Here is a 22,625-nt window from a genome sequence, read left to right as displayed (position 1 = left end):
GTAGTCGTGGGCTGCGGCTGCGCTATCTGCCTGCGACGCACGCCCGACACCAGAGACCCATGGACCAGACCAACGAATCCGTCACCGCCGCCATCCTCGTGATCGGCGATGAGATCCTCTCGGGTCGCACCAAGGACAAGAATATCGGCACCATCGCGGATTTCCTCACCGCCGCCGGAATCGACCTGCGCGAGGTGCGGATCGTGCCCGACGAGGCGGCCATGATCGTCGAGGCGGTGAACGCCCTGCGGGTCCGCTACACCTACCTGTTCACCACGGGCGGGATCGGGCCGACCCACGACGACATCACCGCCGACTGCGTGGCCCAGGCCTTCGGTGTCGGCATCGACGTCGACGAGCGCGCGCGGGCGATGCTGCTGGAGCGGCACAAGCCCGAGGACTTGAACGCGGCGCGCCTGCGCATGGCCCGGATCCCCTTCGGGGCCGACCTGATCGCCAACCCGGTCTCGAAGGCGCCGGGCTTCCGGATCGGCAACGTCCACGTCATGGCCGGTGTGCCGAGCATCATGCAGGCCATGCTCGACTCGATCGCCCCGACCCTGCAGGGCGGCGCCGCGATGATGTCCGAGACGATCGAGGCCGCCGGCATACCCGAGGGCAACTACGCGGGCGAACTCGGCGCGATCGCCAAGGCGCACCCGGCCGTGTCCATAGGCTCCTACCCGGCCATGACGCCGGACGGGTTCCGCAACCGGATCGTCGTGCGCAGCCGCGACGCGGAGGCGCTCGCCGAGGCGCGGCGTGCGGTCGAGGCGCTGGTGGCGCGGCTCACGGCCTGATCGGCGAACATCCGATCGGAACGAGTGGCGTAGCGGAGCTGACGGATGGTCCGGGACAAGAACAAGCGGGCCGAGCAGGTCGCTCGGCGCGACGAGTTGTTGAAGGAAGTCTCCGAGATCGGCCGGCCGGATGCCTACGTGCTGCACGAGGTCATTCGGCTCGAGGGCGACGAGGAGCTGCGGCGCCACGGGAGCGCCCTGTTCTTCTCGGCCTTCGCGGCGGGGCTCAGCATCGCGCTGTCGCTGATCGTCCCCGGCGTCCTGAGGAGCCATCTGCCCGTGTCCGACTGGGCGAGGATCGTGAGCTCGATGGGCTACGCGGTCGGCTTCCTGGTGGTCGTTCTCGGCCGCCAGCAGCTCTTCACCGAGAACACCATCACGCCGGTCCTGCCGCTTCTGCACGACCGGTCGGCCAAGACCGCGTTCCGGGTGGTGCGGCTCTGGCTCATCGTCCTGTGCGGCAACATCCTGGGAACGCTGGCGATCGCGACGGTGATGGCCCATTCCGGAGCCTTCGAGCCGCCGGTGCTGAAGGCCTTCGCGGAGATCAGCCACGACGCCATCGCGCACGGCTTCTGGGCGACGTTCGTCAAGGCGGTCTTCGCCGGATGGATGATCGCCCTGATGGTGTGGTTCCTGCCGGCGACCGCCAGCGCCGCGCCGTTCGTGATCCTGCTGATGACGTGGCTGGTCTCGCTCTGCGGCCTCGCCCACATCGTTGCCGGCTCCGTGGAGGCCTTCTACCTCGTGGTCACGGGCGCGGCGACGATGCACGATTACGCGCTGACGTTCTTCCTGCCGACCCTGCTCGGCAACACCTTCGGCGGCGCGGCCCTGGTCGGGGTACTGAACTACGGGCAGGTGGCGCCGGAGGTCGAGGAGACCAAGGCGGTCGAGGGCGAGCGGCCGGACTGAGCCGGGTCAGTCGAGCCTCACCTTCGGGCTGATCAGGTGGTCGAGATCGTCGAGCACCCATGTCAGGGTCCCGCGGAGCGGGCCGTAGAGGCCGATCTGGTGCTGCCGGTACAGCAGGTCGTGCGTCAGGCGCGCGGACAGCCCGTTCAGACGCCCGCCGCCGAACGTGTAACGGCCCAGCGTCCCCCAGCCGTTGAAATCGGCCAGCGAGACGATGGCGCCCTTCTCGACGTAGTGGAACGGCGGAAGCTCGGCCGCCGCCGTGTCGCCGCGCGCCAGGACGCGGCCGAGATGGCGCGCGAGGTGCTGGGCCTGCTGCCGGGCGGCCTGGGCCGTCGCCGGAACGGGCTGGCCGGTCTGCGGGTCGGTGAGGCTGGCGCAGTCGCCCAGCGCGATGATGGCGGGATCGTGGGTCGTACGCAGATCCGGACCGACGACGAGCTGCCCGGTCCGCGAGCGTTCCAGGCTGTCGAGATCCGCGAGCACGTCCGGTGCCTTCACGCCGGCCGCCCAGACCTTGAGCCCCGCCAGGATGCGGCTGCCGTCCTTCAGGGTGAAGCCGGTCGCGTCCGCCGCCGTCACCATCGCGCCGGTCCTGACCTCGACGGCGAGGCCCGACAGGGTGCGGGCGGCGGCCCGGGAGACCGTCTCGGGGAAGGCCGGCAGCAGGCGCGGCCCGCTCTCGATCAAGGTCAGGCGCAGGCGCCCCGGCAGGTCCGGCGAGCCGTAGGCCGAGAGCAGGTTGATGGCGTGCTTCAGCTCGGCGGCCAGCTCGACGCCGGTGGCGCCGCCGCCCACGATCGCAATCTCCAGCATCCCCCCGCGATCGAGCCGCGCCAGCAGATGGCACCGGAGCTGATCGTGGAAATGCTCGGCCTCGGTCAGGTCATCGATGGTCAGGCAGTGCTCGGCCACACCCGGCGTGCCGAAATCGTTGGCCCGGCTGCCGATCGCGAGCACGAGCAGATCGTAGGCGATCTTCACCTCCGGCCGCCCCTCCGCGGCCTCGACGGCGAGCCGGACGCGCCGGGCCTGCCGGTCGATGCCGACGAGGGCTCCCGGCTGGAAGCGGAAGCCGTTGCGCCGCGCCTGGGCGAAGAAATCCACCTTCTGCCGATCGGCCCGGGCGGTGCCGGCCGCGAAGGTGTGCAGCATCGGCTTCCAGACGTGGGACAGGCTGCGATCGGCCAGCGTCACTTCGGCCCGGCCGCCGCGGCCGAGACTTGTGGCGACCTCGATGCCGGCGACCCCGCCGCCGACGATCACGATCCGAGCCCTGTCCGCCATGACGTCTCCGCGTTCACACGCGTTGGGAACGCCCGTCAGGACACCGATGTTCGCCGGGGGAAAACCCGGATGCACCGCGTCTTTGCGAGCGCCATCCAGCATGAAAAAAGCCGCCCGGAGGCGGCTTTCTCAGACCTTGCCTACGCTGCGGCGGGATCAGGACCGCAGGCGCGTCCGGACCTCGCCGAGGCTGGCGCGGATCAGGCCCTGAGCGGCCTCGCCCTGCATCCGCTCGCGCAGGATCGTCTCCGACACCTTCACGGCGGCCTCGGCGGCGGCGGCGCGCACCTGAGCCTCGGCCTGCGCTTCGGCCTGGGCGATCTTGGTCTCGGCGGCCTTGGTGCGGCGAGCCAGGAAGTCGTCGAGCTTGCGGTGGCCCTCCTCGGCGGCGCGCTGGGCTTCCTCGCGGGCACCGGCGACGATCGACTCGGCTTCCTTCTCGGCCTCGGCGCGGCGACGCTTGTAGTCGGCCAGCACGGCGGCCGCCTCCTCGCGCAGGCGCTTGGCCTCGTCGAGTTCGTGGCGGACGCGGTTGGCGCGGCCGTCCAGGCCCTTGGTCATCGCCGAGAAGCCGCCGACCTTCCAGGCGATGCCCATGAAGATGACGAATGCGACGGCGACCCAGAATTCGGCTTCGAGCAGCATCGTTGGGGTTCCGTCTAGTGTGCGGTGGCGTCGAGGGCGCGGTCGAGGCTGGCCCGATCGGGGGCCTGCCCCGTCAGACGCTCGACGATCGCCGACGCGGCCTCGCCCGCGATCGAGCGGACATTGCCCATGGCAGCTTCGGTGCGGGTGCGGATCGTCGCCTCGGAGGCAGCGAGCTTGGCGTTCAGCTGCTCTTCGAGCGCCTTGCGCTTCACCTCGGCCTCGGCGGCCAGATCGTTCCGGGTGGTCTGCGCGATGTCGCGCGCCTTGCCCTGGGCGTCCCGCAGCGCGGTCTCGAAGGCCACGCCGGCGGCATCCGCCTCGGCCTTCATCGCCTGCGCCTGGTCCAGGTCGGCCCGCAGTCGCTCGGCGCGGGCATGCAGGATCGCCTGGATCCGCGGCAGCGCGATCTTGTCCATCAGGTAGTAGAGGAGCCCGAAGGCCAGGGCGAGCCAGATCAGCTGCGCCAGGAAGCCCGAGGTCTCGAAGGGCGGGAAGGCGCCGGTATGCGCCTCCGTGTGCTCGACATGGCCCGGCACGATCTGCGTGTCGGCGCCGTGGGGTGGCGTGGTGAGGGGATTGGGCTGCGCCATGAGACCGCTACACTGACACCGTTCGCTGGGTCACCGCTGGACGGTGACGGAAGAAGCGGGCGCCCCGCCTGGGAGCGCCCACCCGTTCATTGGGCGGCTGCCCGAGGAGGCCGCGGAATCCGCGGCCTCCGCAAGCCGATCAGACGGCGAAGAGCAGCAGCAGCGCGATCAGCAGCGAGAAGATGCCGAGCGCCTCGGTGAGCGCGAAGCCCAGGAGCAGCGTGGCGCGCTGGCCGTCGGCCGCGGACGGGTTGCGAAGGGCGCCGGCGAGGAACTGACCGAACAGGTTGCCGAGGCCGATGCCCGCACCCGCCATGCCGAGGCAGGCGAGGCCGGCGCCGATGTACTTCGCAGCGACGGGATCCATGATAACTCCTGAGGTCTCTTCAGATCGAAACGTGCTTTGACGTTTGCGGCGGGTGGAGCCGGCCGGATTAGTGGCCGGGGTGAAGGGCGTCGTTGAGGTAGATCGCCGTCAGTGTCGCGAAGACGTAGGCCTGAAGCGCCGCAACGAGGAACTCGAGGGCGGTCAGCGCGATCGTCAGGAACAGCGGGAGCGGCGATAGCACGCTCCAGGCGCCCGCGAGAAGAAGCTGGACCACGAAGAACGCGAAGATCTTCATCGCGATGTGGCCGGCCAGCATGTTGGCGAACAGACGGACCGACAGGCTGATCGGGCGCGAGATGAACGAGATGATCTCGATCGGCACCAGGATCGCGAGCAGCGGCTTCGGCACGCCCGACGGCACGAACAGGCCGAAGAAGTGGGTGCCGTGCTTCATCACGCCGAAGACCACCACCGTGGAGATCACCAGCGCGGCCAGCCCGAAGGTGACGATCAGGTGGCTGGTCACCGCGAAGGCGTAGGGGATCATCCCGAACAGGTTCAGGATCAGCACGAACATGAACAGGGAGAACACCAGCGGCATGAACCGCTTGCCGCCGTCGCCGGTCGCCTGGTGCAGCGTGTCGGCGATAAATTCGTAGAAGATCTCGGCCAGCGACTGCATGCGGCCCGGCACGACCGAGCGCGACGCCGTCGCCACGATGGTGATCAGCGCGATCACGCCCACGGCGGCGAACATGTAGAGGGCGGACTGCGTGAACGCGAGCTCCTGATGGCCGATATGGCCGAGCGACACGAGCGGCTTCAGCTCGAACTGCTCGATCGGGTCGATCGTGACCGCCATTCCCGCTTCCGCCCTTCTTGTCCGGCGCACCGACGGTTGCCGGCTGCCTCGATTGCCACCACCGGCGCGCCTTATGGCTCCTGCCGATCGCGCCGTTCCGGACGCGCGCCGGCGAAACCCGACACCCGCATCACGTTGTAGACCCCTGCGACGAACCCCAGCATCAGGAGGACGATCAAGCCCCAGGGTTTGGTCCCGAAGACATGATCGACGATCCAGCCGAGTATGCCCCCCGCGATTACGCCCGCGACGAACTCCGTGGAGATCGTCATGGCCTGGCCCAGCGAGGAGGCCCCGCCGCTCCGAGGTCGCGCCGAAGGATCGGGAGCGGCCTGCGGCCGCTTCCGTTCGATCTGCATTTCGAGACGTCTGAGCCTCGCGGAGAGTTCGCTATCCGTCGGCGTCTGCTCGGTCCCTTTCCCGTCCGTCGGGTCGTCGCCGTTCACGGCTCAAAACTCATCGGGCGGGAGGATCTGGAACCGGCTGGACGCCCCCAGCAAGCGGGCGCACCATAGTTTCGCCTATCTTGGGTGTCAAGGCGAAGCCCATACATACTAAGTCTTTGATTTTAAGTTGGTATTCCAGCTTTAGCGATTGTGCCGGGGTCGCGCTTCGCGCCCGTCTCCGGCCGGTCGCTCAGGCGCCCAGGATCGGCTTGATCACCTTCTCCATACCCTCAACCGTCATCTCGCCGGTGTAGCGCTCGCCGTTGATGAAGAAGGTCGGGGTGGAATCGACCTTGAAGACGTCGAGCCCGCGCTGCTTCACGGCGTTCACCGCGCTGTAGACCTTCTGGTCCTTCAGGCAGGCCTCGAAGGTCTGCTTGTTGTAGCCGGCCTGCCGCAGCATCTGCTCCAGCGCGTCGACGGGCTTCTGCGTGAACGCCCAGGCCGGCTGCTGATCGAACAGCAGGTCGGTGATCGGGTAGTATTTCGACTCGCCCTCGCAGCGCGCCAGCATGAAGGCCGCGGTCGCCAGGGGGTCGAGGGGAAACTCGCGCAGCGTGAACCGCACCTTGCCGGTGTCGATGTAGCGCTCCTTCAGCGTCGGCCACGTGTTCTTGTGGAAGGCCGCGCAGTGCGAGCAGGTCATCGAGGCGTATTCGATGATCGTGCACTTGGCATCAGCCGGGCCGAGCCAGACATCGCCGAGCGGGCCCGGCTGCAGCAGGGCGGCCGTGTCGATGCCCTCCGCCTGGGCAGGGCGAGCGAGGTAGGGCAGGGCGAGGCCGGCGCCGAGCGCGAGGCCGGAGATCTTGAGAGCGTCGCGTCGCGTCGTCATCGGGCAGGCTCCGCCGGATTGGTCGGTCTTGGCGTGCGAAAGCCGGTACTCGGGCACGGGCCTCCTGGCAAGATGACCGAATCGCCGGCGCGCCCGCGGCAGCGCCGGCATTGGGCTCAGCGTTCGGGACGGGTGGCGACGGCGGCGGTGCCGAGGCGGTCGAGAGCGGCGCGCAGCCCGTCATCCTCGATCCCCGAGATGGCGCGCTGCACCTCGACGACCCGCGCCGGATCGATGCGGGCGCGCGACGGCTGACGCCCGCCGCGGCCGACCCGGTCCTGCTGCAGCACGATCCGCGAGACGCAGGCCCAGCCGTAATGGGCGTTGATCCGCTGGATCACCACCGGCGCGAGGTGCTGCAATTCGATGGCGAACACCCCCTCGACCCGCACGACCAGCGTGCCGGATTCCGGCGCGTCAGAATCCTTGCGTCGGCGCTTGGGCCATTCGAGCTTGGACGGGCGGCAATAGCGGGCGAGCCGCTCGCCGACGATCTCCGGCCATGCGGCGAGGATGTCGGTCGAGGCGAATCCCTGCGCCGCAAAGGCCGGGCCGATGCAACTCTCGATCAGTTCGGCCAGCGGTTTGACGCGCGCCATGGTGAGTCCGGACCTGTGGATCCGCGGAGGTTAGCGCAGGATGGTTGACGAAGGGAGGACGCGTCGGCGCTTTCGCCGCCCTATGATCGTCGCCGGGCTCCGGCTATGCAGCGCCACCCCGATCGACGTGCCCATGCCCCCTCGCACAGCCACGGAACCCGAGCCCGGTCCCGGACCGCGCGCCGACGACCTGCTCGCCTGGTACGACCGGCATCGGCGGGTCCTGCCGTGGCGGGCGCTCGCCGGCGAGATGCCCGAACCCTACCGGGTCTGGTTGTCCGAGGTCATGCTGCAGCAGACCACGATCGCGGCGGTCCGACCGTATTTCGAGCGATTCCTGACGCGCTTTCCTGACGTCTTCGCCCTGGCCGAGGCTCCCGAGGAAGCGGTGATGTCGGCCTGGGCCGGCCTCGGCTACTACTCCCGCGCCCGCAATCTCCACGCTTGTGCCAAGGCGGTGGCAGCGACAGGCGGGCGCTTCCCCGAAACCGCCGACGGCCTGCGCAAGCTTCCGGGAATCGGCGCCTACACGGCCGGCGCCATCGCGGCGATCGCCTTCGACCGGCAGGAGGCGGCGGTCGACGGCAATGTCGAGCGCGTTCTGAGCCGGGTCTACGCGGTTGAGATGCCGCTCCCGGGCAGCCGGCCGGAGATTCGCCGCCTGACGCAGGCGCTGGTCCCCGAGGACAGGCCGGGCGACTTCGCCCAGGCGCTGATGGATCTCGGCGCGACGATCTGCACGCCCAAGCGGCCCGCCTGCGCGCTCTGCCCCTGGATGCGGCCCTGCCGCGCCCGCGCGCTCGGCATCCAGGAGACATTCCCGCGCAAGATCAAGGCGGCCAAGGGTGCGCTCCGCCGCGGTGCGGTCTTCGTGGCGATCCGCAGCGGCGACGAGGCGGTGCTGCTGCGGACCCGGGCCCCGGAGGGGCTGCTCGGCAACATGGCCGAGCCGCCGGGCAGCGCCTGGGAGCCGGATTACGACGTCGCCGCCGCCCTGCTGGACGCGCCCCTCGACGCCCGGTGGAAACGCCTGCCGGGGCTCGTGCGCCACGGCTTCACGCATTTTCCGCTGGAGCTGGCGGTGTTCGTGGCCCGGGTCGCCCTCTCGACACCCGCGCCGGCCGGCATGCGATTCACCCCGCGCAGCGCCCTCGATGACGAGCCGCTGCCCGGCCTGATGCGCAAGGTCCTGGCCCACGCCTTCGACCCGAAGCCGGAGCCGGAGAAGAAGCCGCGCGGCCGCCCCAGGAAGGAGCCGCCGCCGATGCCGCTGCTGGCGGCGATGGAGGCGCCGGTGTCGATGCCGGATCCGGAGCCACGCCCGCGCGTCCGGGCCGTGCCGAAACCGCAGCCGAAGCCGGCGGCCGCGCCACCGCCCGAGGCGGACGAACTGTTCGAAGGGGAGGTTGAACAGCCCGCCGGGGCGCCACCGCCGCGGCGCCGTGGACCGGCCCGCAGACGATCGTGACAGGATCGCGCCGTCATTCCGGGGCTCGCCGCAGGCGAGAGCCCGGAATCCAGGGCCGTTCTCGGTTCAGCACGTGGCGCTCCGAACCCGGTGACGGCGCGGTTCCGGATTCCGGGCCCTGCCTCGCAGTCCCGGAATGACTGAGCCTGTGTGGAATGCAGTTCCACCGCCGGTTGATAGCTGCGCCGCAGTTATCGACCACAGCGAACGGAAACAGGTTCAACCGTTCGCCATCGCCTGCCGGAGGCCGGCCCGGTAGCTGTCGATCACCATTGGCTTGCCGCCGCGCTCCACGTGCCAGAAGGTCCAGCCGTTGCAGGCGGGCAGCCCCTGGACCAGGGCACCGATCTTGTGGATCGAGCCGATGACGAGTCCGTTGTCGAGCTGGCCGTCCGGGCGCACCGTGGCGCGGAAGCGGCGGCGTTCGTCGGTTACGATCTCCCCGGGACGGATGTGCCCGGCCTCGATCACCGACAGGAACGGCACCCGCGGCTCGGCGCGCTTGGTCGGCGCCACCATGAGGGCGGCCTTCGACAGGGTCTCGACGGCGGCGATCCGCGCGCGGGCGGCCTCCGCGTAGACCGGCTCGCGCTCGATGCCGATGAACCGGCGGCCGAGGCGCTTGGCGACGGCCCCGGTCGTGCCGGTCCCGAAGAACGGGTCGAGCACGACGTCGCCGGGGTTGGTCGCCGCCAGAAGGGTGCGGGCGAGCAGGGCTTCGGGCTTCTGGGTCGGATGGACCTTGTGACCCGCCCCATCCTTCAGCCGCTCCTCGCCGGTGCAGAGGGGGATGAACCAGTCAGAGCGCATCTGGAGGTCTTCGTTCCCCGCTTTGAGCGCGTCGTAGTGGAAGGTGTAGCCCTTCGACTCCGCCGAGCGCGAGGCCCAGATCAGGGTCTCGTGGGCGTTGGTGAAGCGCTTGCCGCGGAAGTTCGGCATCGGGTTGGCCTTGCGCCAGACGATGTCGTTGAGGATCCAGTAACCGAGATCCTGCAACGCGCTCCCGACCCGGAAGATGTTATGGTAAGACCCGATCACCCAGAGGGTCGCGTTCGGCTTCATCACGCGGCGACAGGCCGCGAGCCAGTCCCGAGTGAAGGCGTCGTAGGCCTCGAAGGTCGCGAACTTGTCCCAGTCGTCGTCGACCGCGTCGACACGGCTCTGGTCCGGACGCAGCAGGCCGGCTTCGCCGAGCTGGAGGTTGTAGGGCGGATCAGCAAACACGCAGTCGACGCTCGACGCCGGCAGGGCGTTCATGGCGGCGATGCAGTCCCCGACGAGAACTTGGTCGAGGGGCAGAGAACGCTGGGCGGGCACGAGACCCATCCGTGGCGCCGACGCGGGCCGCCCGGCACGCGAAACATGTTTCCGGGCGACGGCGTCGGCAGCCACGGTACGCGGGGAAGCCATGGCAAACACCGGTTACGCGACTGACCGGCAGACCATGCCTCGGATACGGTAAAGGTCGCGTTGTCGATTTTGGCCGCCATGCGTCCCGTTCTGGGGCTGCAGTTTTTGCCGGGTGCGGATCAGGCCGAGCGGCGCACAGGTTAAGCAAGGGTTACGAGCCCGGTTCCGGGCCTCGCGCGCCCCGCGAAATCACCCCTCATCTGCCGCCCGATCGGCCATCGAGAGGGCTATCCTTGCCGGACCGGCGCGGACGAACGGCAGCAGCGATCGGCTTTGTTTGATGCGCGCGCGTCCAGCAAAGTGGGATGCAGGGTCACGGCCAGCGCAGGCCTTGGGAATATGGGCCTATTTGCCGGCCTTTCTGACTGCTTGCGAGAGTTCTTGCACAATACATCCCTCGACTGGGCGACGTGTAGTTCTCAGATAATCCGGAAATAAACCGAAATAAATGCTCATGTAATAAGAAGGACCAGGAAAAAACCGACCAAAATGTGACCTCGGCGGTACGCGAACACCTGCCATATTCCGGCCGATTTCCGGCACGACTGGCGACGCCCCGACAAAAACAAAGGGAATGCGTTGAGAATGTCGTTTGGTTTCGGAAAGTTCGTCGTCTCGCTTGGAATGCTCACCACCGTAATCGGAACAAGCCTCCCGGCCGCCGCGCAGAGCGGTGCGGCCTCCTGGTATGGCAGCGGTCATCGCACCGCGAACGGCGAGCACTTCAACCCCAACGGACTGACCGCCGCCCATCGCAGCCTGCCCTTCGGCACCCGGGTCCGCGTCGAGAACAAGCGGACCGGCCGCTCGGTGGTGGTGCGCATCAACGACCGCGGTCCGTTCGTGCACGGACGCATCATCGACCTGTCGCGCGGCTCGGCCCGCGCCCTCGGCATGGGCGGCACGACCTACGTCTCCTTGCAAGTCCTGAACTGACGTCGCAGACCTTCGGTCGCCCGAGCCCGAACGGGCAGGGCGGCCGAGGGCGTTGTCGGCGGCAAGGCGAGGCCCCATCTGCAGCCGGGTTCAAGCCGGATCAGCTACCCATGCCCAAGCCCCTCATCGTCGACATCCCGCACGACCTCGGCCGCGACGAGGCCAAGCGGCGCCTCGAGCAGGGGACCGAGCAGGCGCGGGCCTTCCTCGCCAAGAGCGGCATCGCGATCGACCAGCTGGCCTGGACCGGGGACCGGCTCGATTTCGGCGTGTCGGCCATCGCCCAGAAGATCGCAGGCACCATCGATGTCGGCGCCGAGAGCGTGCGTCTTGAGGTGAAGCTGCCCTTCCTGCTCGCCCTGTTCGCCGAGAAGATCCAGAAAGTGGCGAGCAAGGAGGGCAACCTCCTGCTGACGAAGAAGTAGCGATCCGGAACCGGAACGGCGGGACCTTGTTTCCGCCGGACCGGTGCAGGTTCGCACCTCGGTCTCGCGGAGGATCACCGTGTCCCAGTTCACGCTCGCCGACCCGGGCCAGGTCCCCGAGGTGCCGCCGCAGCCGACCCCGGTGCCGGATCGGCCCTACGACCCGCCGCAGGCGCCGACCCAGCCGCCGGGACCGGAGATCCCCGGGAATACGCCCGCCGAGGCGCCGGGCATCCAGCCGCCCGAGATCCCCATCAACGATCCCGGCGCGCCGGAGATCAGCCCGCCCACGGGGCCGGCCAACCCGATCGCCTGACCGGGCGAAGTCCCGGCGGGGCGGTACCGTTTGAACAGGCCGCCCCGCACTGCCATAAGCCGGCCCATGGCCGCTCCCCCGCTTCTCACGCTCCAGGACGTCGCGCTCACCTTCGGCGGCACGCCGCTGATCACCCGCGCCGAACTCACCATCGCCCCGGGCGAACGGACCTGCCTCGTCGGGCGGAACGGCTCCGGCAAATCGACGCTCATGAAGATCGCCGCGGGCCTCGTGGAATCCGACCGCGGGCGCCGCTTCATCCAGCCCGGCACCACGATCCGCTATCTCGCGCAGGAGCCGGACTTCTCGGGCTTCGCCACCACGCTCGATTTCGTCGAGGCCGGGCTGCCAGCAGGCGAATCCGCGCACCGCGCCCGCTACCTGCTGGAGAGCCTCGGGCTGACCGGCGCGGAGGATCCGCAGAAGCTCTCGGGCGGCGAGGGGCGGCGCACCGCGCTGGCGCAGGCGCTTGCGCCGGAGCCCGACGTGCTGCTCCTCGACGAGCCCACCAACCACCTCGATCTGCCGGCGATCGAGTGGCTCGAATCAGAGCTGAAGGGCACCCGCGCGGCGCTCGTCCTCATCAGCCACGATCGGCGCTTCCTGTCGGCTCTGTCGCGGGCCACGATCTGGCTCGACCGCGGCGAGACCCGGCGGATCGACCAGGGCTTTTCCAGCTTCGAGGCGTGGCGCGACGCCTTTTTCGAGGAGGAGGAGCGCGACCAGCACAAGCTCGACCGCAAGATCGTCGCCGAGGAGCACTGGCTCCGCTACGGCGTCACAGCCCGGCGCAAGCGCAACGTCCGGCGGCTCGGGAACCTGCATACGCTGCGTCAGAACCGCCGCGAGGTGCGCCGCCCGGTGGGCAGCGTCAGCATGCAGGCCTCAGACGCGGAATCCTCCGGCGCCCTCGTCGTGGAGGCGCGCGACATCGCGAAATCCTACGGCGACCGCCGGATCGTCGACGGCCTGTCCCTGCGGGTGATGCGCGGCGACCGGCTCGGCATCGTCGGCGCGAACGGCGCCGGCAAGAGCACGCTGATCAACCTGCTCATGGGCCGGCTCGCGCCCGATTCCGGGCAGATCGTCCTCGGCACCAACCTCCTGCCGGTGGTGCTCGATCAGGCTCGCGCGGTCCTGGAACCCGGCATGACCGTCACCGACGTGCTCACCGGCGGACGGGGCGACAGCGTCACGGTGAACGGCCAGAGCCGGCACGTGATCGGCTACCTGAAGGACTTCCTGTTCAGCCCCGAGCAGGCGCGCACGCCGGTCTCGGTGCTGTCGGGCGGCGAGCGCAACCGGCTTCTGATCGCCCGCGCGCTGGCGCAGCCGGCCAACCTGCTGGTCCTCGACGAGCCGACCAACGACCTCGATCTCGAGACCCTCGACCTGCTCCAGGAGATGCTGGGCGACTATCAGGGCACGCTGATCCTGGTGAGCCACGACCGCGACTTCCTCGACCGGGTGGTCGGCAGCGTGCTCGTCTCCGAGGGGGCGGGCCGCTGGGTCGAGTATGCGGGCGGCTACAGCGACATGCTGATCCAACGCGGGCAGGGCGTCGAGGCGCGGGCGGCCGCGCCGAAGGCCAGGGAGACCAAGGCACGCGCCGCCGCGCCCGCGGCCGCTCCCTCCGGCAAGCCCAAGCTCGGCTTCAACGAGCAGCACGAGCTGAAGACGCTGCCGTCCCGGATGCAGAAGCTGGAGGCGGCGATCGGCCAGCTCAAGACGATCCTGGCCGATCCCGACCTCTATGCCCGCGATCCCGCCCGCTTCGACAAGGCTTCGTCCATGCTGGCGCAGGCCGAGACCGACCTGGCGCAGGCGGAGGACCGCTGGCTGGAGTTGGAGATGCTGCAGGCGGGGTGAGTCCCGCCGGCAGCCACGAGACATTCCCTGGGACCGGAGACCGCATGACCGCCTACCAGACCCTCGAACAGCGCTTCGCCCGGCTCGCGGCCCTCGAAGGCGCCGCCGGGATCCTCGGCTGGGACGCGCAGACGCTGATGCCCGACGGCGCCGCCGAGGCCCGGGGCGACCAACTCGCGATCCTGCGCGGGCTGGCGCACGAGATCCTGACGGCGCCCGAGGCGGCCGAGGACCTGGCGGCCGCCGAGCGGGCGAGCGGCCTCGAATCCTGGCCGGCGGCCAACCTGCGCGAGATGCGCCGCGCCCAGGCCCATGCCACGGCGGTACCCCGAAATCTCGTGGAGGCGAGTTCCCGCGCGGTCTCCCGCTCCGAGATGGTCTGGCGCGAGGCGCGGCGGGACGCGGATTTCGCCAAGCTCGAGCCGCACCTCGCCGAGGTGCTACGGCTCCAGCGGGAGATCGGGCAGGCCAAGGGCGCGGCCCTCGGGCTCGACCCGTACGACGCGCTGCTCGACAGCTACGATCCCGGGATGCGCCGGGCGGTGATCGACCCGCTGTTCGCGGACCTGTCCAGCTGGCTGCCGGCGCTGATCGCCCGTGCCCGGGAGATCCAGGCCGCCCGCCCGGCGCCGCTGCCGCTGACCGGCCCGTTCGACGTCGCGGTCCAGCGCGAGCTCGGCCTCAAGCTCATGGAGGCGGTGGGTTTCGACTTCACCCGTGGCCGGCTCGACATCAGCCTGCACCCGTTCTGCGGCGGCGCCACCGACGACGTGCGGATCACCACCCGCTACGACGCCGCCGATTTCGGCCGCGCCCTCATGGGCGTGCTGCACGAGACCGGCCATGCCCTCTACGAGCAGGGGCGGCCGGCGGCCTGGCGGCACCAGCCGGTCGGCGCGGCCCGGGGCATGAGCCTCCACGAAAGCCAGTCGCTGATCATCGAGATGCAGGCGTGCCGCAGCCGGGAGTTCTTCACCTTCCTGGCGCCGCTGCTGCGCGCGGCGTTCGGCCGGTCCGGGCCGGAATGGTCGCCCGAGAACCTGCACGCGCTCAACACCCGGGTCGCGCCGGGCTTCATCCGGGTCGATGCCGACGAGGCGACCTACCCGGCCCATATCCTGCTGCGCTACCGCCTGGAGACCGCGATGATCGCGGGCGACCTCGCGGTCCGGGACCTGCCGGGCGCCTTCAACGACGGCCTGCGGGAGCTGCTCGGCCTCACCGTGCCGGACGACCGGGTGGGCTGCCTCCAGGACATCCACTGGCCGAGCGGCGCCTTCGGCTATTTCCCGACCTACACGCTGGGCGCGATGGCGGCGGCGCAGCTGTTCCGCGCGGCGCGGGCGGCCGAGCCGGCGCTTCCGGGCTGCCTCGCACAGGGCGATTTCGGGCCGCTGCGCGGATGGCTGCGGACCCGCGTGCACGAAGTCGGGAGCCTGCTCGGCACCGACGACCTGCTCACCCGCGCCACGGGCGCGCCGCTCGGCACCGCGGCGTTCCGGGCGCATCTGGAGGGGCGGTATCTCGGGGACGCGCGCGTCTGACCGGATCCGCGAAACCGGTTTCGCCGACCATCCGTCATCCCGGGGCCGCGCAGCGGTGCCCGGGATGACGGTTTGGCTGCGCGCTCCCGACCTGTGGGGGCCGCCACGGCCGACCGCCGACGCGTCCTTGCGAGCGCAGCCGACCGCCCCGCAACCCGCTACAGCGCCACCACGTCCACCGCCGCGCCGAGCCGGTCGCGGGCGATGTCGGCGACGTGGCGGTGATGCGTGAACAGGATCGGCTGGACCCGTTCCCCGATCGCCGCCAGCGCGTCGAGCCCGTGGCCGGTGCGCACCTCGTCGAAGGTCGAGAACAGGTCGTCGCCGATGAACGGCGCCGGCTCGGCGCGGCCGGCGTAATCCTCAAGGTAGGCCAGCCGCAGGGCGAGGTAGAGCTGGTCGCGCGTGCCCTCGCTCATCCCCTCGATCTGCACCAGCCCGCCGCCCGCCCGCTGTCCGGCGAGCCGCGGCGTGTCGGCCTCATCGTAGGTCTGGGCGAGCCCGGAAAAGCCGCCGCCCGTCATGGCGCAGAACAGGGCACCGGCGCGTGCCAGCAGCGGGTCCTGCTGACCGGCGCGGTGGCGGGCGACCGCCTGCCCGAGCATCAGCCCGGCGAGACGCAGGACTGCCCAGGAGCGGGCCGCCGCCTGCAGGTCCGCCTCCGCGGCCTTGCGCTCGGCGAGCGCCAGCTCGGCGCCGGTTCCGCCTTCCAGCTCGGCCCGGCGCCGCTCGGCGCGGTCGCGGTCGGCGAAGATGACCTGGCCGCGCTCCGCCTGTTCCTCCGCCTCCAGGGCGAGCCGGGCCAGCTCGGCCTCGATCGCCTCCGGCGGGAGTGCTTCGAGGCCCCCGCGCAGCTCGGCCTCGGGGAGCCCGTCGGCGGCGCCCGCGAGGCTCCCGCGCAGGCGCAGGAGCTCGGCGCGCAGGGTCTCCCGGGCGCTCAGGCGGTCGAACAGGGCCTCGATCTCGGGCATCGGCGCCTCGGCCCGGTCCGGCATCGCGGCTGCGACCACGCGGGTCAGCGCCGCCCGGGCCTCCGCGTGCAGGTCCGCTGCCGCGCGGCTCGCCGCCGCGGCCTCGTCGCGCCGGCGGTCCAGCTCGATGCGCCGCGCCTCCCGGGCCTGCGCGGCGACGAGGCGCGCGTGCAGGGTGCGGATCGCGGTCGTCGCCGGCGTGTCGGCGAGGTCCGGTGCCAAAGCCTCCACCAGGGACGCCGCGCCGACCCGAAACGCTTCCATGTCGCGCCGGATCCCGGTCGCCCGGCGGTTCAGGGCGGCGCGATCCGAGAGCCGGTCGGGCACCGTGCGCCACGCGTCCAGAGCACTTTCCGCCTCCTCGGGCCGGCTCGTGGCGGCGAGGCCCAGCGGCTGCAGCGCCGAGGCCCATTCGGTCTGCCACGCGGCGCGCCGCGTCGCGGTCTCGGCGCAGGCAGCGTCCAGCCGGGCGCAGGCGGCACGGGCCGCGCGCAGCAGGCCGCCGGTCTGGAGATTCGCCTCCCAGCGGCTCGCCAGCGTCGCCACCCGTGCCTCCAGCCGTTCGAGGGCCGGGCCGACTTCCAGCTCCGGCGCGGGATCGAGCCCGGAACTGACGTACAGATCCGCCAGCGGCGACCGGGCGGCCTCGATCCGCGCCGCCAGCCGCTCCCGCTCGATCCGCTGCTCGGCCAGCCGCTGCTCCGCCTCGATCAGGTTCTCCGTCTCGGCGAGCCACGCCGCCATCTCGACCGGCGGCCCCGGCTCGATCCCGGCGGGCCGCCATGCCGCGCGCCACGCCGCCTCGCCGGCCGAGATATCGGCCGTGATCCCGGCCAGGATGTCCTGGGCGGCGGCGATCTCCGCCTCCTCGGCAGCGAGGCGGTCCTGGTCGGCGGCATGGGCCGCGACCCGCGCCGCGTCGCTGGCGCGCTCGTCGGCCAGCCGGTCCACGTCGAGGACAGCCCGCTCGTAGGCGGCGATCTCGGCGAGCGCAGCTTTCCGTTCGGCCCCCAGGGCGTCCCGCAGCGGCGCGAAGGCTGCGTCGCGCGACGCCCGCGCCGCCCCCAGGCGCTCCAACGTGGCGATCGGCCGACCGGCCTCGCGCGCGCGCAGCCTGTCGCGGGTGGCGGCGGCTTGGCGCAGTGCCGTCTCGTGCCGGTCGACGGCGCGCTCCCGGTCGCGATGCCGACCGTCGAGAAGGGCGCGGAAGCGCGCGATCGCCTCCGGCGCGGGCAGCGGCATCCGGACGAGGGCGGCGGTGTCCGGGACGGGCGGCGACAGCCGGGCCGCCTGGTTGCGCAGCAGCGCCGTCTCCCGTCGGATCGCGCCATCGAGGGTCTCGTGGGCGGCGATCCACTCGTGCAGGCGGGCGAGCGGCTTCAGCGCCTCGCGCAGCGGCGTGGGATCGTGGGTCGCGCCCGCGGCTTCGATCTCGCCCGCCAGCCGGTCCCGCTCGGCGAGGGCCACGGCGCTGTCGCGGGCCGTCTGCTCCTCGGCCGCCGACAGGGTCCGATGCGCGCGGATCAGCCCCTCGATCCGGGCCCGGGCGGCATCCGTCGGCTGGGCCGATTCCAGCGCAGCGAGGTCGGCGGCGCCGATCCGGGCGCGCAGCCGCTCCAGCTCCAGCCCGACCTTGTGGGCATCCCCCTCGATCCGGGGCAGGTCCGTCCCGCCCTTCTCGTATTCCTTGGTGCCGCTGAAGGCCGCGAGGATCTCGTCGGCCCGGAGCGTCAGCCCCGGCTCGACCGGCACGGCCTCGGCCTCCGTCCGGGCCTGGGACAGGAGAATGTCGGCCCGGACCGCCTCGGCCTCCGCCGTCCGGCAGCGGTCGAGGGCGGCGCCGAGGCGCTCGATCCAGGCCGGATCCGCGTCGACGAGGCCGTCCTCGGCCGCGATGCGCCGCTCCAGCGCGTCGATCTCCGCGACGATCGGCCGGACGCGCTTCAGCCGCTCCAGGCGGCCGCGCTCGACGGCCATGGCCTTCTGCTCGGCCCGGAGCGCGTCGAGCTGGCCGGCCGCGGCCGCGATCTCGTCGTTCAGCGCGCGCCAGTCGCCTGCGCGCAGGCCCTTCTCGCGGATCGCCTTGCGGGCCGTGTCGTGGCGTTCCAGCGCCTGGTAGAAGGTCCGGTGCTTGGCCTGGCGCGGCGCGAAGATGGCCTCCGCCTCGGTGTCGAGGGCGGATTGCAGGTCGGTGAGGCCGCGCAGGCCAGAGCCCGCCGCGAACAGGCTCGCGCCGACCTCGCCCTCCACGTCGACCATCTCCCGCCCGCCCGCCCGCAGGCTCTGCGCGTCGAGGCCGAAGGCGCGGCAGAAGGCCGACCGCGACAGGCCGCCGAGGAACGGCGCGAGGGCGTCATCGGGCAGGGGCGCGTCGTCCGCATCGATCAGCGTGCGGCTGTTGCCCTTGCGGCGGCGGAAGCTCAGCCGGCGGCCGTCGGCGGCGGCGATTTCCGCGCCGAGGCGCAGCTGCGGCATGTCGTGCAGGAAGGCGTAGCGGGTGGACTTTTCGAAGCCGAACAGCAGGTCGGTGACGGCCGCCAGCGCGGTGCTCTTGCCGGCCTCGTTGGCTCCGAGCACGACATGCAGCCGCGCGTCGGGGCGGAACGCGATCGTGCGGTCCGTGAAGGCGCCGTAGCGCTCGAGGGCGAAGCGGATCAGACGCATCGGATGTCCCTGGGCGCTCCGCTCAGCAGTGCCGGCCGACGAGTCGGCCCAAAATCAGGGCCTCGGCCTCGGCGCAGAGGGCGTCGAACTCGTCTTCCAGACCCGCCTCGGCGGTGACCGCGGTCGGCATCCGGCCACCGATCTCGGCCAGCGCCGCCTTGGCCCGCGTCCGGAAATCGATATCGCGGTCGATGTCGGCGAGCAGCGCGGCGGGGTCGATCGCGGTGCCGGACGATTCCACCGCCGCCCGGGGCCGGTGCGTCTCGATCTTCAGGCGCTCCAGCCAGAGATCCTCGTGCAGCCGGTGGGCGGCGGCCTGGATCTCGGCCGTGAGCGCCTCCCGGTCCGCCGCCAGCGCGTCGTGGGCCGGCGTCGTGCCGGTGAGATGGACGCGCACGAGGACGAGACGGGTGGCGGCCAGGGCGGCGAGCGGCTGGAGCGCCGCCTCCACGGCCTCGAGCGCCGCACGGGGGTCTTCCGCCTCGGCGAGATCGACCGAGACCTGCTCGAACCGGGCGCGGTCGAGGGCGAGGCGCTGGAGGCCGGTCACGCGGCCGTCGGCGACATCGACCACCACGGCCCCCTTCTCGCCGCGCTCGCGGATACTGCGGCCCTGGAGATTGCCGGGGAACACGATCCAGGGATCCCGGGACAGCTCCGCGTATTCGTGGATGTGGCCGAGCGCCCAGTACTCGTAGCCCCGTGCCGCGAGGTCGGCGACCGAGCAGGGGGCGTAGGTCTCGTGGGCGGCGTGGCCGGTGCAGGAGGTGTGGAGGATACCGAGATTGAACCAGCCCGGCAGGGCGGCCGGGTAGGTCAAAGCCAGGTTCTCCTCGACCGCCCGGCCCTGAAAGCTCCGGCCGTGCAGAGCGACCCGCAGGCCCTCCAGGCGGAACGTTCCGGCGCGGTTGGCGGGGAAGACATGCACCGAAGCCGGCAGGGTGATCGAGCGGGTGATCACGCTCTCGGCGTCGTGGTTGCCGCGCACCAGGATCGTCGGGATGTCGGCACGGTCGAGGCGGGAGACCTGCCGGGCGAAGAACAGGCCGATCGTGTTGTCGGCCCAGTCGCCGTCGTAGATGTCGCCGGCCACGACCACGAAGGCGACCGACCGCTCGATCGCCTGGGTGACCAGATCCTCGAAGGCCTGCCGGCCGGCCGTGGCGAGGCGCCGGGCCAGGTCGGCATCGCGCGCGGCGAGCCCCGACAGGGGGCTGCCGAGATGCAGGTCCGCCGCATGGATGAAGCTGAAGCCCGTCATCGAAATCCCAGGGGATCGTGGCGCGTTCGGAATGGATGCCGGCCCATGCAGGCCGGCCGGCATCGCGTGCCGGCTCTTAGGCCGCCGGCAGGGTCGGCCTCAAGCGGCGTTCGTCGCTGGCCTGTGGGACGCGCCGGATAGGCCCCACCACGTCGGGCCGATTGGCGCACAGGCCGTCGAACGACGGAGCCGCGCGCGCGTTACAGCGTGGCGGTGGCGGGAGAGCCGCGTGATGAGAGGCAAGTCCGGCCCGATGAACATCGCTGCACGCCCCCCGGCCCGGCCCGGCTTGACCGCGGCTCCCGATCTGCCGCTTCGGCAGGCGGCCCGCGCCCACGCGCCGTTCAAGATCGTGAGCTGGAATCTCCTGCGCCGCACCGGCGCCGCCGTCGACGACGTGGCGGCCCTGATCGCCCAGGAGAAGCCCGACCTGCTGCTGATGCAGGAGGCGACCCGCGCCATCGGCTTCCTGCTCGACAGGATCGGCGGCCACTATGCCTGGGCACCCCTGCCGGGGCGGATCCACGGGCTCGCCATGTGGAGCCCCGAACCCTGGCCGGCGCCGCCGCGGGTGATCACGCTGCCCTCCGGCGCCCTGGTGCACCGGGTCTGCCAGATCCTCGACCTCGGCGAGTTCGGCGTGGCCAACGTCCATCTGTCGCACGGACAGATGCTGAACCGCCGCCAGCTCCGCCGCATCGTCACCGAGCTGCCGCCGCGCGCCGCCGTGCTCGGCGACTACAACATCGTCGGTCCGGCGCTGATCCCGGGCTTCCGCGACGTCGGTCCCCGCCGGCCGACCCACGCGATGGTGGACGTCCTGCCGCTGCGGCTCGACCGGTGCCTCGCCCGCGGCCTGATCTGCCACGCCCACGACGTCCTGCCCCGCGGTCCGTCCGATCACCGGCCGATCGTGGTCCATCTCGGGCCGGCGCCCGAGGCGCACGCGCCCGGCCGCTTCAAAGGTATGGCAGCAGCAGTCGCACGCCTGCGTCGCGCAGACGGACCGGCAGGACGCGGGCGGCGAGGTCCTCCCGGCTGAGACGGGCCTCCATCTTGCCGCGCATGAACCGGTCGAGCTCGGCGGCCAGCTCCGCGTCGATGATCTCGACATTCAGCTCGAAGTTGAGCCGGAAGCTGCGCATGTCCCAGTTGGCGCTGCCGACGAAGCACCAGATGTCGTCGACCACCATCGCCTTCGAGTGATCGAACGGCGGCTCGTCGAGCCAGACCCGCACGCCGGCCCGGAGCAGCGGGTCGAGATGGGCCCGGGTCGCCCAGTCGATGAACGGGTGGTCGCTGACCCGCGGGATGATGACGTCGACGGTGATCCCGCGGGTCGCGGCCTGGGCCAGGGCGCCGGTGACCAGCTCGTCGGGCAGGAAGTACGGCGTCACGAACCGGACCGTCTTGCGGGCGCAGGCCAGCGCCTGGAGGATGACCTGCTCGATCTTCTCCACGTCGGCGTCCGGGCCCGACGTGACCGCGCGGGCGACGCTGGTGCCGGCCGGCTCCAGATCGGCGAACCAGGGCTCGCCGTCGAGGTTCTCGCCGGCCACGAAGGCCCAGTCGGCCGCGAAGGCGACGGCGAGCTGCTCGACGACGGGGCCGGTCAGCCGGAAATGGGTGTCGCGGATCGGGTGCTCGGGCTTCAGGGCGACGCGGTTCGGGTGCGAGATGTTGAGGCCACCCGTGAAGGCGACCCGTCCGTCGACGATCAACAGCTTCTTGTGCGAGCGCAAGTTGAGGAACGGCATCCGCCAGGGCAGGGCGGAGTGCATGAACAGGGCCGCCGGCACCCCGGCGGCGGTCAGGCGGTGGTAGGCGGGGGCGCGGAAATAGCCGCCGCCGATCCCGTCGATGATGACCCGGACGCTCACGCCGCGCGCCTTGGCCTCCACCAGCGCGTCGCAGAATTCCCGGCCGGTGGGATCGTCCCGGAAGATGTAGCTCGTCAGGGCGATGCTCGCCCGCGCCTCACGGATGGCGGCGAGCATGACGGGATAGGCCGCGTCGCCGTTGCGGAACATCTGGACGGCATTGCCCGCGAAGGCCGGGAGGCCGGTGATCCGCCGGATCGCGCGGTCCAGAGGCCAGAGCGTCTCCGGCACGACCGCGTCGTCAGTGTCGGGCAGGCTCGTCGCATCGGAGGGCTTGGTCCGGAGTCGACGGGCGCGGCGCGAGACTCGGTTGATGCCGAAGGTCAGGTACAGGGCGGTGCCGAAGATCGGCGACAGCCAGGCGAGCCCGATCCATCCGACCGCCACGCTCACCCGCCGCTTGCGCAGCAGGGCATGCAGGGTCACGCCGATCGCGAGCGCGAAGCCGATGAGCGCCTCCACGTCCGACCGCAGCAGGGCGGTCGACTGGACCCATCGAGTGAGCGCGTTGTCCAAGGTCTCGGCATCCGGTTCGCGTGAGGAGGCGCCGGATATACCCGAAGGAAGTGCG

At 71.2% G+C, this 22,625-nt stretch carries 21 protein-coding genes; 9 read left to right on the top strand and 12 right to left on the bottom strand.

The features are described from left to right. The first annotated feature begins 59 nt into the window (after nt 1-59). Both JOE48_RS04370 and JOE48_RS04365 read left to right on the top strand, forming a co-directional pair. Nucleotides 60-800 (top strand): molybdopterin-binding protein, encoded by a 741-nt coding sequence (locus tag JOE48_RS04370; RefSeq protein ID WP_210028143.1) that lies wholly within the window; start codon nt 60-62, stop codon nt 798-800. Between the two features lie 45 nt (nt 801-845). Further along, nucleotides 846-1,715, top strand: coding sequence for a formate/nitrite transporter family protein (locus tag JOE48_RS04365; RefSeq protein ID WP_210028129.1), 870 nt, complete (start codon nt 846-848; stop codon nt 1,713-1,715). Between the two features lie 6 nt (nt 1,716-1,721). On the opposite strand, the gene JOE48_RS04360 is transcribed toward JOE48_RS04365, so the two are convergent. The 8 genes from JOE48_RS04360 to JOE48_RS04325 all read right to left on the bottom strand — a co-directional run bounded on the left by JOE48_RS04360 (nt 1,722) and on the right by JOE48_RS04325 (nt 7,310). Beyond that, entirely contained in the window at nt 1,722-3,002 is a 1,281-nt protein-coding gene (locus tag JOE48_RS04360; protein ID WP_210028127.1) for an NAD(P)/FAD-dependent oxidoreductase, read from the bottom strand. A 156-nt stretch (nt 3,003-3,158) separates the two neighbouring features. Beyond that, complete coding sequence (locus tag JOE48_RS04355; protein ID WP_210035558.1) at nt 3,159-3,644, bottom strand: ATP F0F1 synthase subunit B; 486 nt, start codon at nt 3,642-3,644, stop codon at nt 3,159-3,161. Between the two features lie 17 nt (nt 3,645-3,661). Then, nucleotides 3,662-4,240 carry a F0F1 ATP synthase subunit B' gene (locus tag JOE48_RS04350; protein WP_210028125.1) on the bottom strand — a complete coding sequence of 193 codons (579 nt, stop codon included), beginning with the start codon at nt 4,238-4,240 and terminating at the stop codon, nt 3,662-3,664. Nucleotides 4,241-4,379: 139 nt separating this feature from the next. Next, nucleotides 4,380-4,607, bottom strand: a complete 228-nt coding sequence (locus JOE48_RS04345; protein ID WP_007566773.1) for a F0F1 ATP synthase subunit C — start codon at nt 4,605-4,607, stop codon at nt 4,380-4,382. Nucleotides 4,608-4,674: 67 nt separating this feature from the next. Beyond that, nucleotides 4,675-5,430 (bottom strand): F0F1 ATP synthase subunit A, encoded by a 756-nt coding sequence (locus JOE48_RS04340; protein WP_210028122.1) that lies wholly within the window; start codon nt 5,428-5,430, stop codon nt 4,675-4,677. A 71-nt stretch (nt 5,431-5,501) separates the two neighbouring features. Further along, entirely contained in the window at nt 5,502-5,876 is a 375-nt protein-coding gene (locus tag JOE48_RS04335) for an AtpZ/AtpI family protein (protein WP_210028121.1), read from the bottom strand. A gap of 190 nt (nt 5,877-6,066) precedes the next feature. Then, a complete protein-coding gene (locus JOE48_RS04330; RefSeq protein WP_210028100.1) occupies nt 6,067-6,711 on the bottom strand; it encodes a DsbA family protein in 645 nt (214 codons plus the stop codon). A 116-nt stretch (nt 6,712-6,827) separates the two neighbouring features. Next, complete coding sequence (locus tag JOE48_RS04325) at nt 6,828-7,310, bottom strand: DUF721 domain-containing protein (RefSeq protein ID WP_210028098.1); 483 nt, start codon at nt 7,308-7,310, stop codon at nt 6,828-6,830. 133 nt (nt 7,311-7,443) lie between these two features. On the opposite strand from JOE48_RS04325, the gene mutY reads away from it, so the two are divergent. After that, nucleotides 7,444-8,778, top strand: coding sequence for an A/G-specific adenine glycosylase (mutY, locus tag JOE48_RS04320; RefSeq protein ID WP_210028096.1), 1,335 nt, complete (start codon nt 7,444-7,446; stop codon nt 8,776-8,778). A gap of 219 nt (nt 8,779-8,997) precedes the next feature. Here the strand turns inward: mutY and JOE48_RS04315 are convergent, their stop codons facing one another. Continuing rightward, entirely contained in the window at nt 8,998-10,188 is a 1,191-nt protein-coding gene (locus JOE48_RS04315; protein ID WP_280921295.1) for a site-specific DNA-methyltransferase, read from the bottom strand. 585 nt (nt 10,189-10,773) lie between these two features. Between JOE48_RS04315 and JOE48_RS04310 the strand changes: the two genes are divergently transcribed. The 5 genes from JOE48_RS04310 to JOE48_RS04290 all read left to right on the top strand — a co-directional run bounded on the left by JOE48_RS04310 (nt 10,774) and on the right by JOE48_RS04290 (nt 15,278). Continuing rightward, nucleotides 10,774-11,124 carry a septal ring lytic transglycosylase RlpA family protein gene (locus tag JOE48_RS04310; RefSeq protein WP_210028092.1) on the top strand — a complete coding sequence of 117 codons (351 nt, stop codon included), beginning with the start codon at nt 10,774-10,776 and terminating at the stop codon, nt 11,122-11,124. Nucleotides 11,125-11,234: 110 nt separating this feature from the next. Beyond that, nucleotides 11,235-11,549, top strand: coding sequence for a polyhydroxyalkanoic acid system family protein (locus JOE48_RS04305; protein ID WP_210028090.1), 315 nt, complete (start codon nt 11,235-11,237; stop codon nt 11,547-11,549). A gap of 79 nt (nt 11,550-11,628) precedes the next feature. Beyond that, nucleotides 11,629-11,865 (top strand): hypothetical protein, encoded by a 237-nt coding sequence (locus JOE48_RS04300; protein WP_210028088.1) that lies wholly within the window; start codon nt 11,629-11,631, stop codon nt 11,863-11,865. A gap of 66 nt (nt 11,866-11,931) precedes the next feature. Beyond that, nucleotides 11,932-13,734 (top strand): ATP-binding cassette domain-containing protein, encoded by a 1,803-nt coding sequence (locus JOE48_RS04295; RefSeq protein WP_210028086.1) that lies wholly within the window; start codon nt 11,932-11,934, stop codon nt 13,732-13,734. A 44-nt stretch (nt 13,735-13,778) separates the two neighbouring features. Beyond that, nucleotides 13,779-15,278 (top strand): carboxypeptidase M32, encoded by a 1,500-nt coding sequence (locus tag JOE48_RS04290; protein ID WP_210028084.1) that lies wholly within the window; start codon nt 13,779-13,781, stop codon nt 15,276-15,278. 158 nt (nt 15,279-15,436) lie between these two features. On the opposite strand, the gene JOE48_RS04285 is transcribed toward JOE48_RS04290, so the two are convergent. Together JOE48_RS04285 and JOE48_RS04280 are read right to left on the bottom strand one after the other, a co-directional pair. After that, nucleotides 15,437-18,913 carry a YhaN family protein gene (locus JOE48_RS04285; RefSeq protein ID WP_210028082.1) on the bottom strand — a complete coding sequence of 1,159 codons (3,477 nt, stop codon included), beginning with the start codon at nt 18,911-18,913 and terminating at the stop codon, nt 15,437-15,439. Between the two features lie 22 nt (nt 18,914-18,935). After that, nucleotides 18,936-20,174, bottom strand: a complete 1,239-nt coding sequence (locus JOE48_RS04280) for a DNA repair exonuclease (protein WP_210028080.1) — start codon at nt 20,172-20,174, stop codon at nt 18,936-18,938. A 253-nt stretch (nt 20,175-20,427) separates the two neighbouring features. Between JOE48_RS04280 and JOE48_RS04275 the strand changes: the two genes are divergently transcribed. Then, nucleotides 20,428-21,216 carry an endonuclease/exonuclease/phosphatase family protein gene (locus JOE48_RS04275; RefSeq protein ID WP_245253088.1) on the top strand — a complete coding sequence of 263 codons (789 nt, stop codon included), beginning with the start codon at nt 20,428-20,430 and terminating at the stop codon, nt 21,214-21,216. Here JOE48_RS04275 and JOE48_RS04270 read toward each other — a convergent pair. Further along, nucleotides 21,134-22,570 carry a phospholipase D-like domain-containing protein gene (locus tag JOE48_RS04270; protein WP_210028078.1) on the bottom strand — a complete coding sequence of 479 codons (1,437 nt, stop codon included), beginning with the start codon at nt 22,568-22,570 and terminating at the stop codon, nt 21,134-21,136. The genes JOE48_RS04275 and JOE48_RS04270 overlap by 83 nt on opposite strands. Between the last annotated feature and the right edge of the window lie 55 nt (nt 22,571-22,625).

Origin of the sequence: Methylobacterium sp. PvR107 (assembly GCF_017833295.1) — a bacterium.
GTDB lineage: Bacteria > Pseudomonadota > Alphaproteobacteria > Rhizobiales > Beijerinckiaceae > Methylobacterium.
The sequence above is the reverse complement of the archived record's forward strand: the minus strand, read 5'-3'. Positions and strand labels throughout refer to the sequence as shown.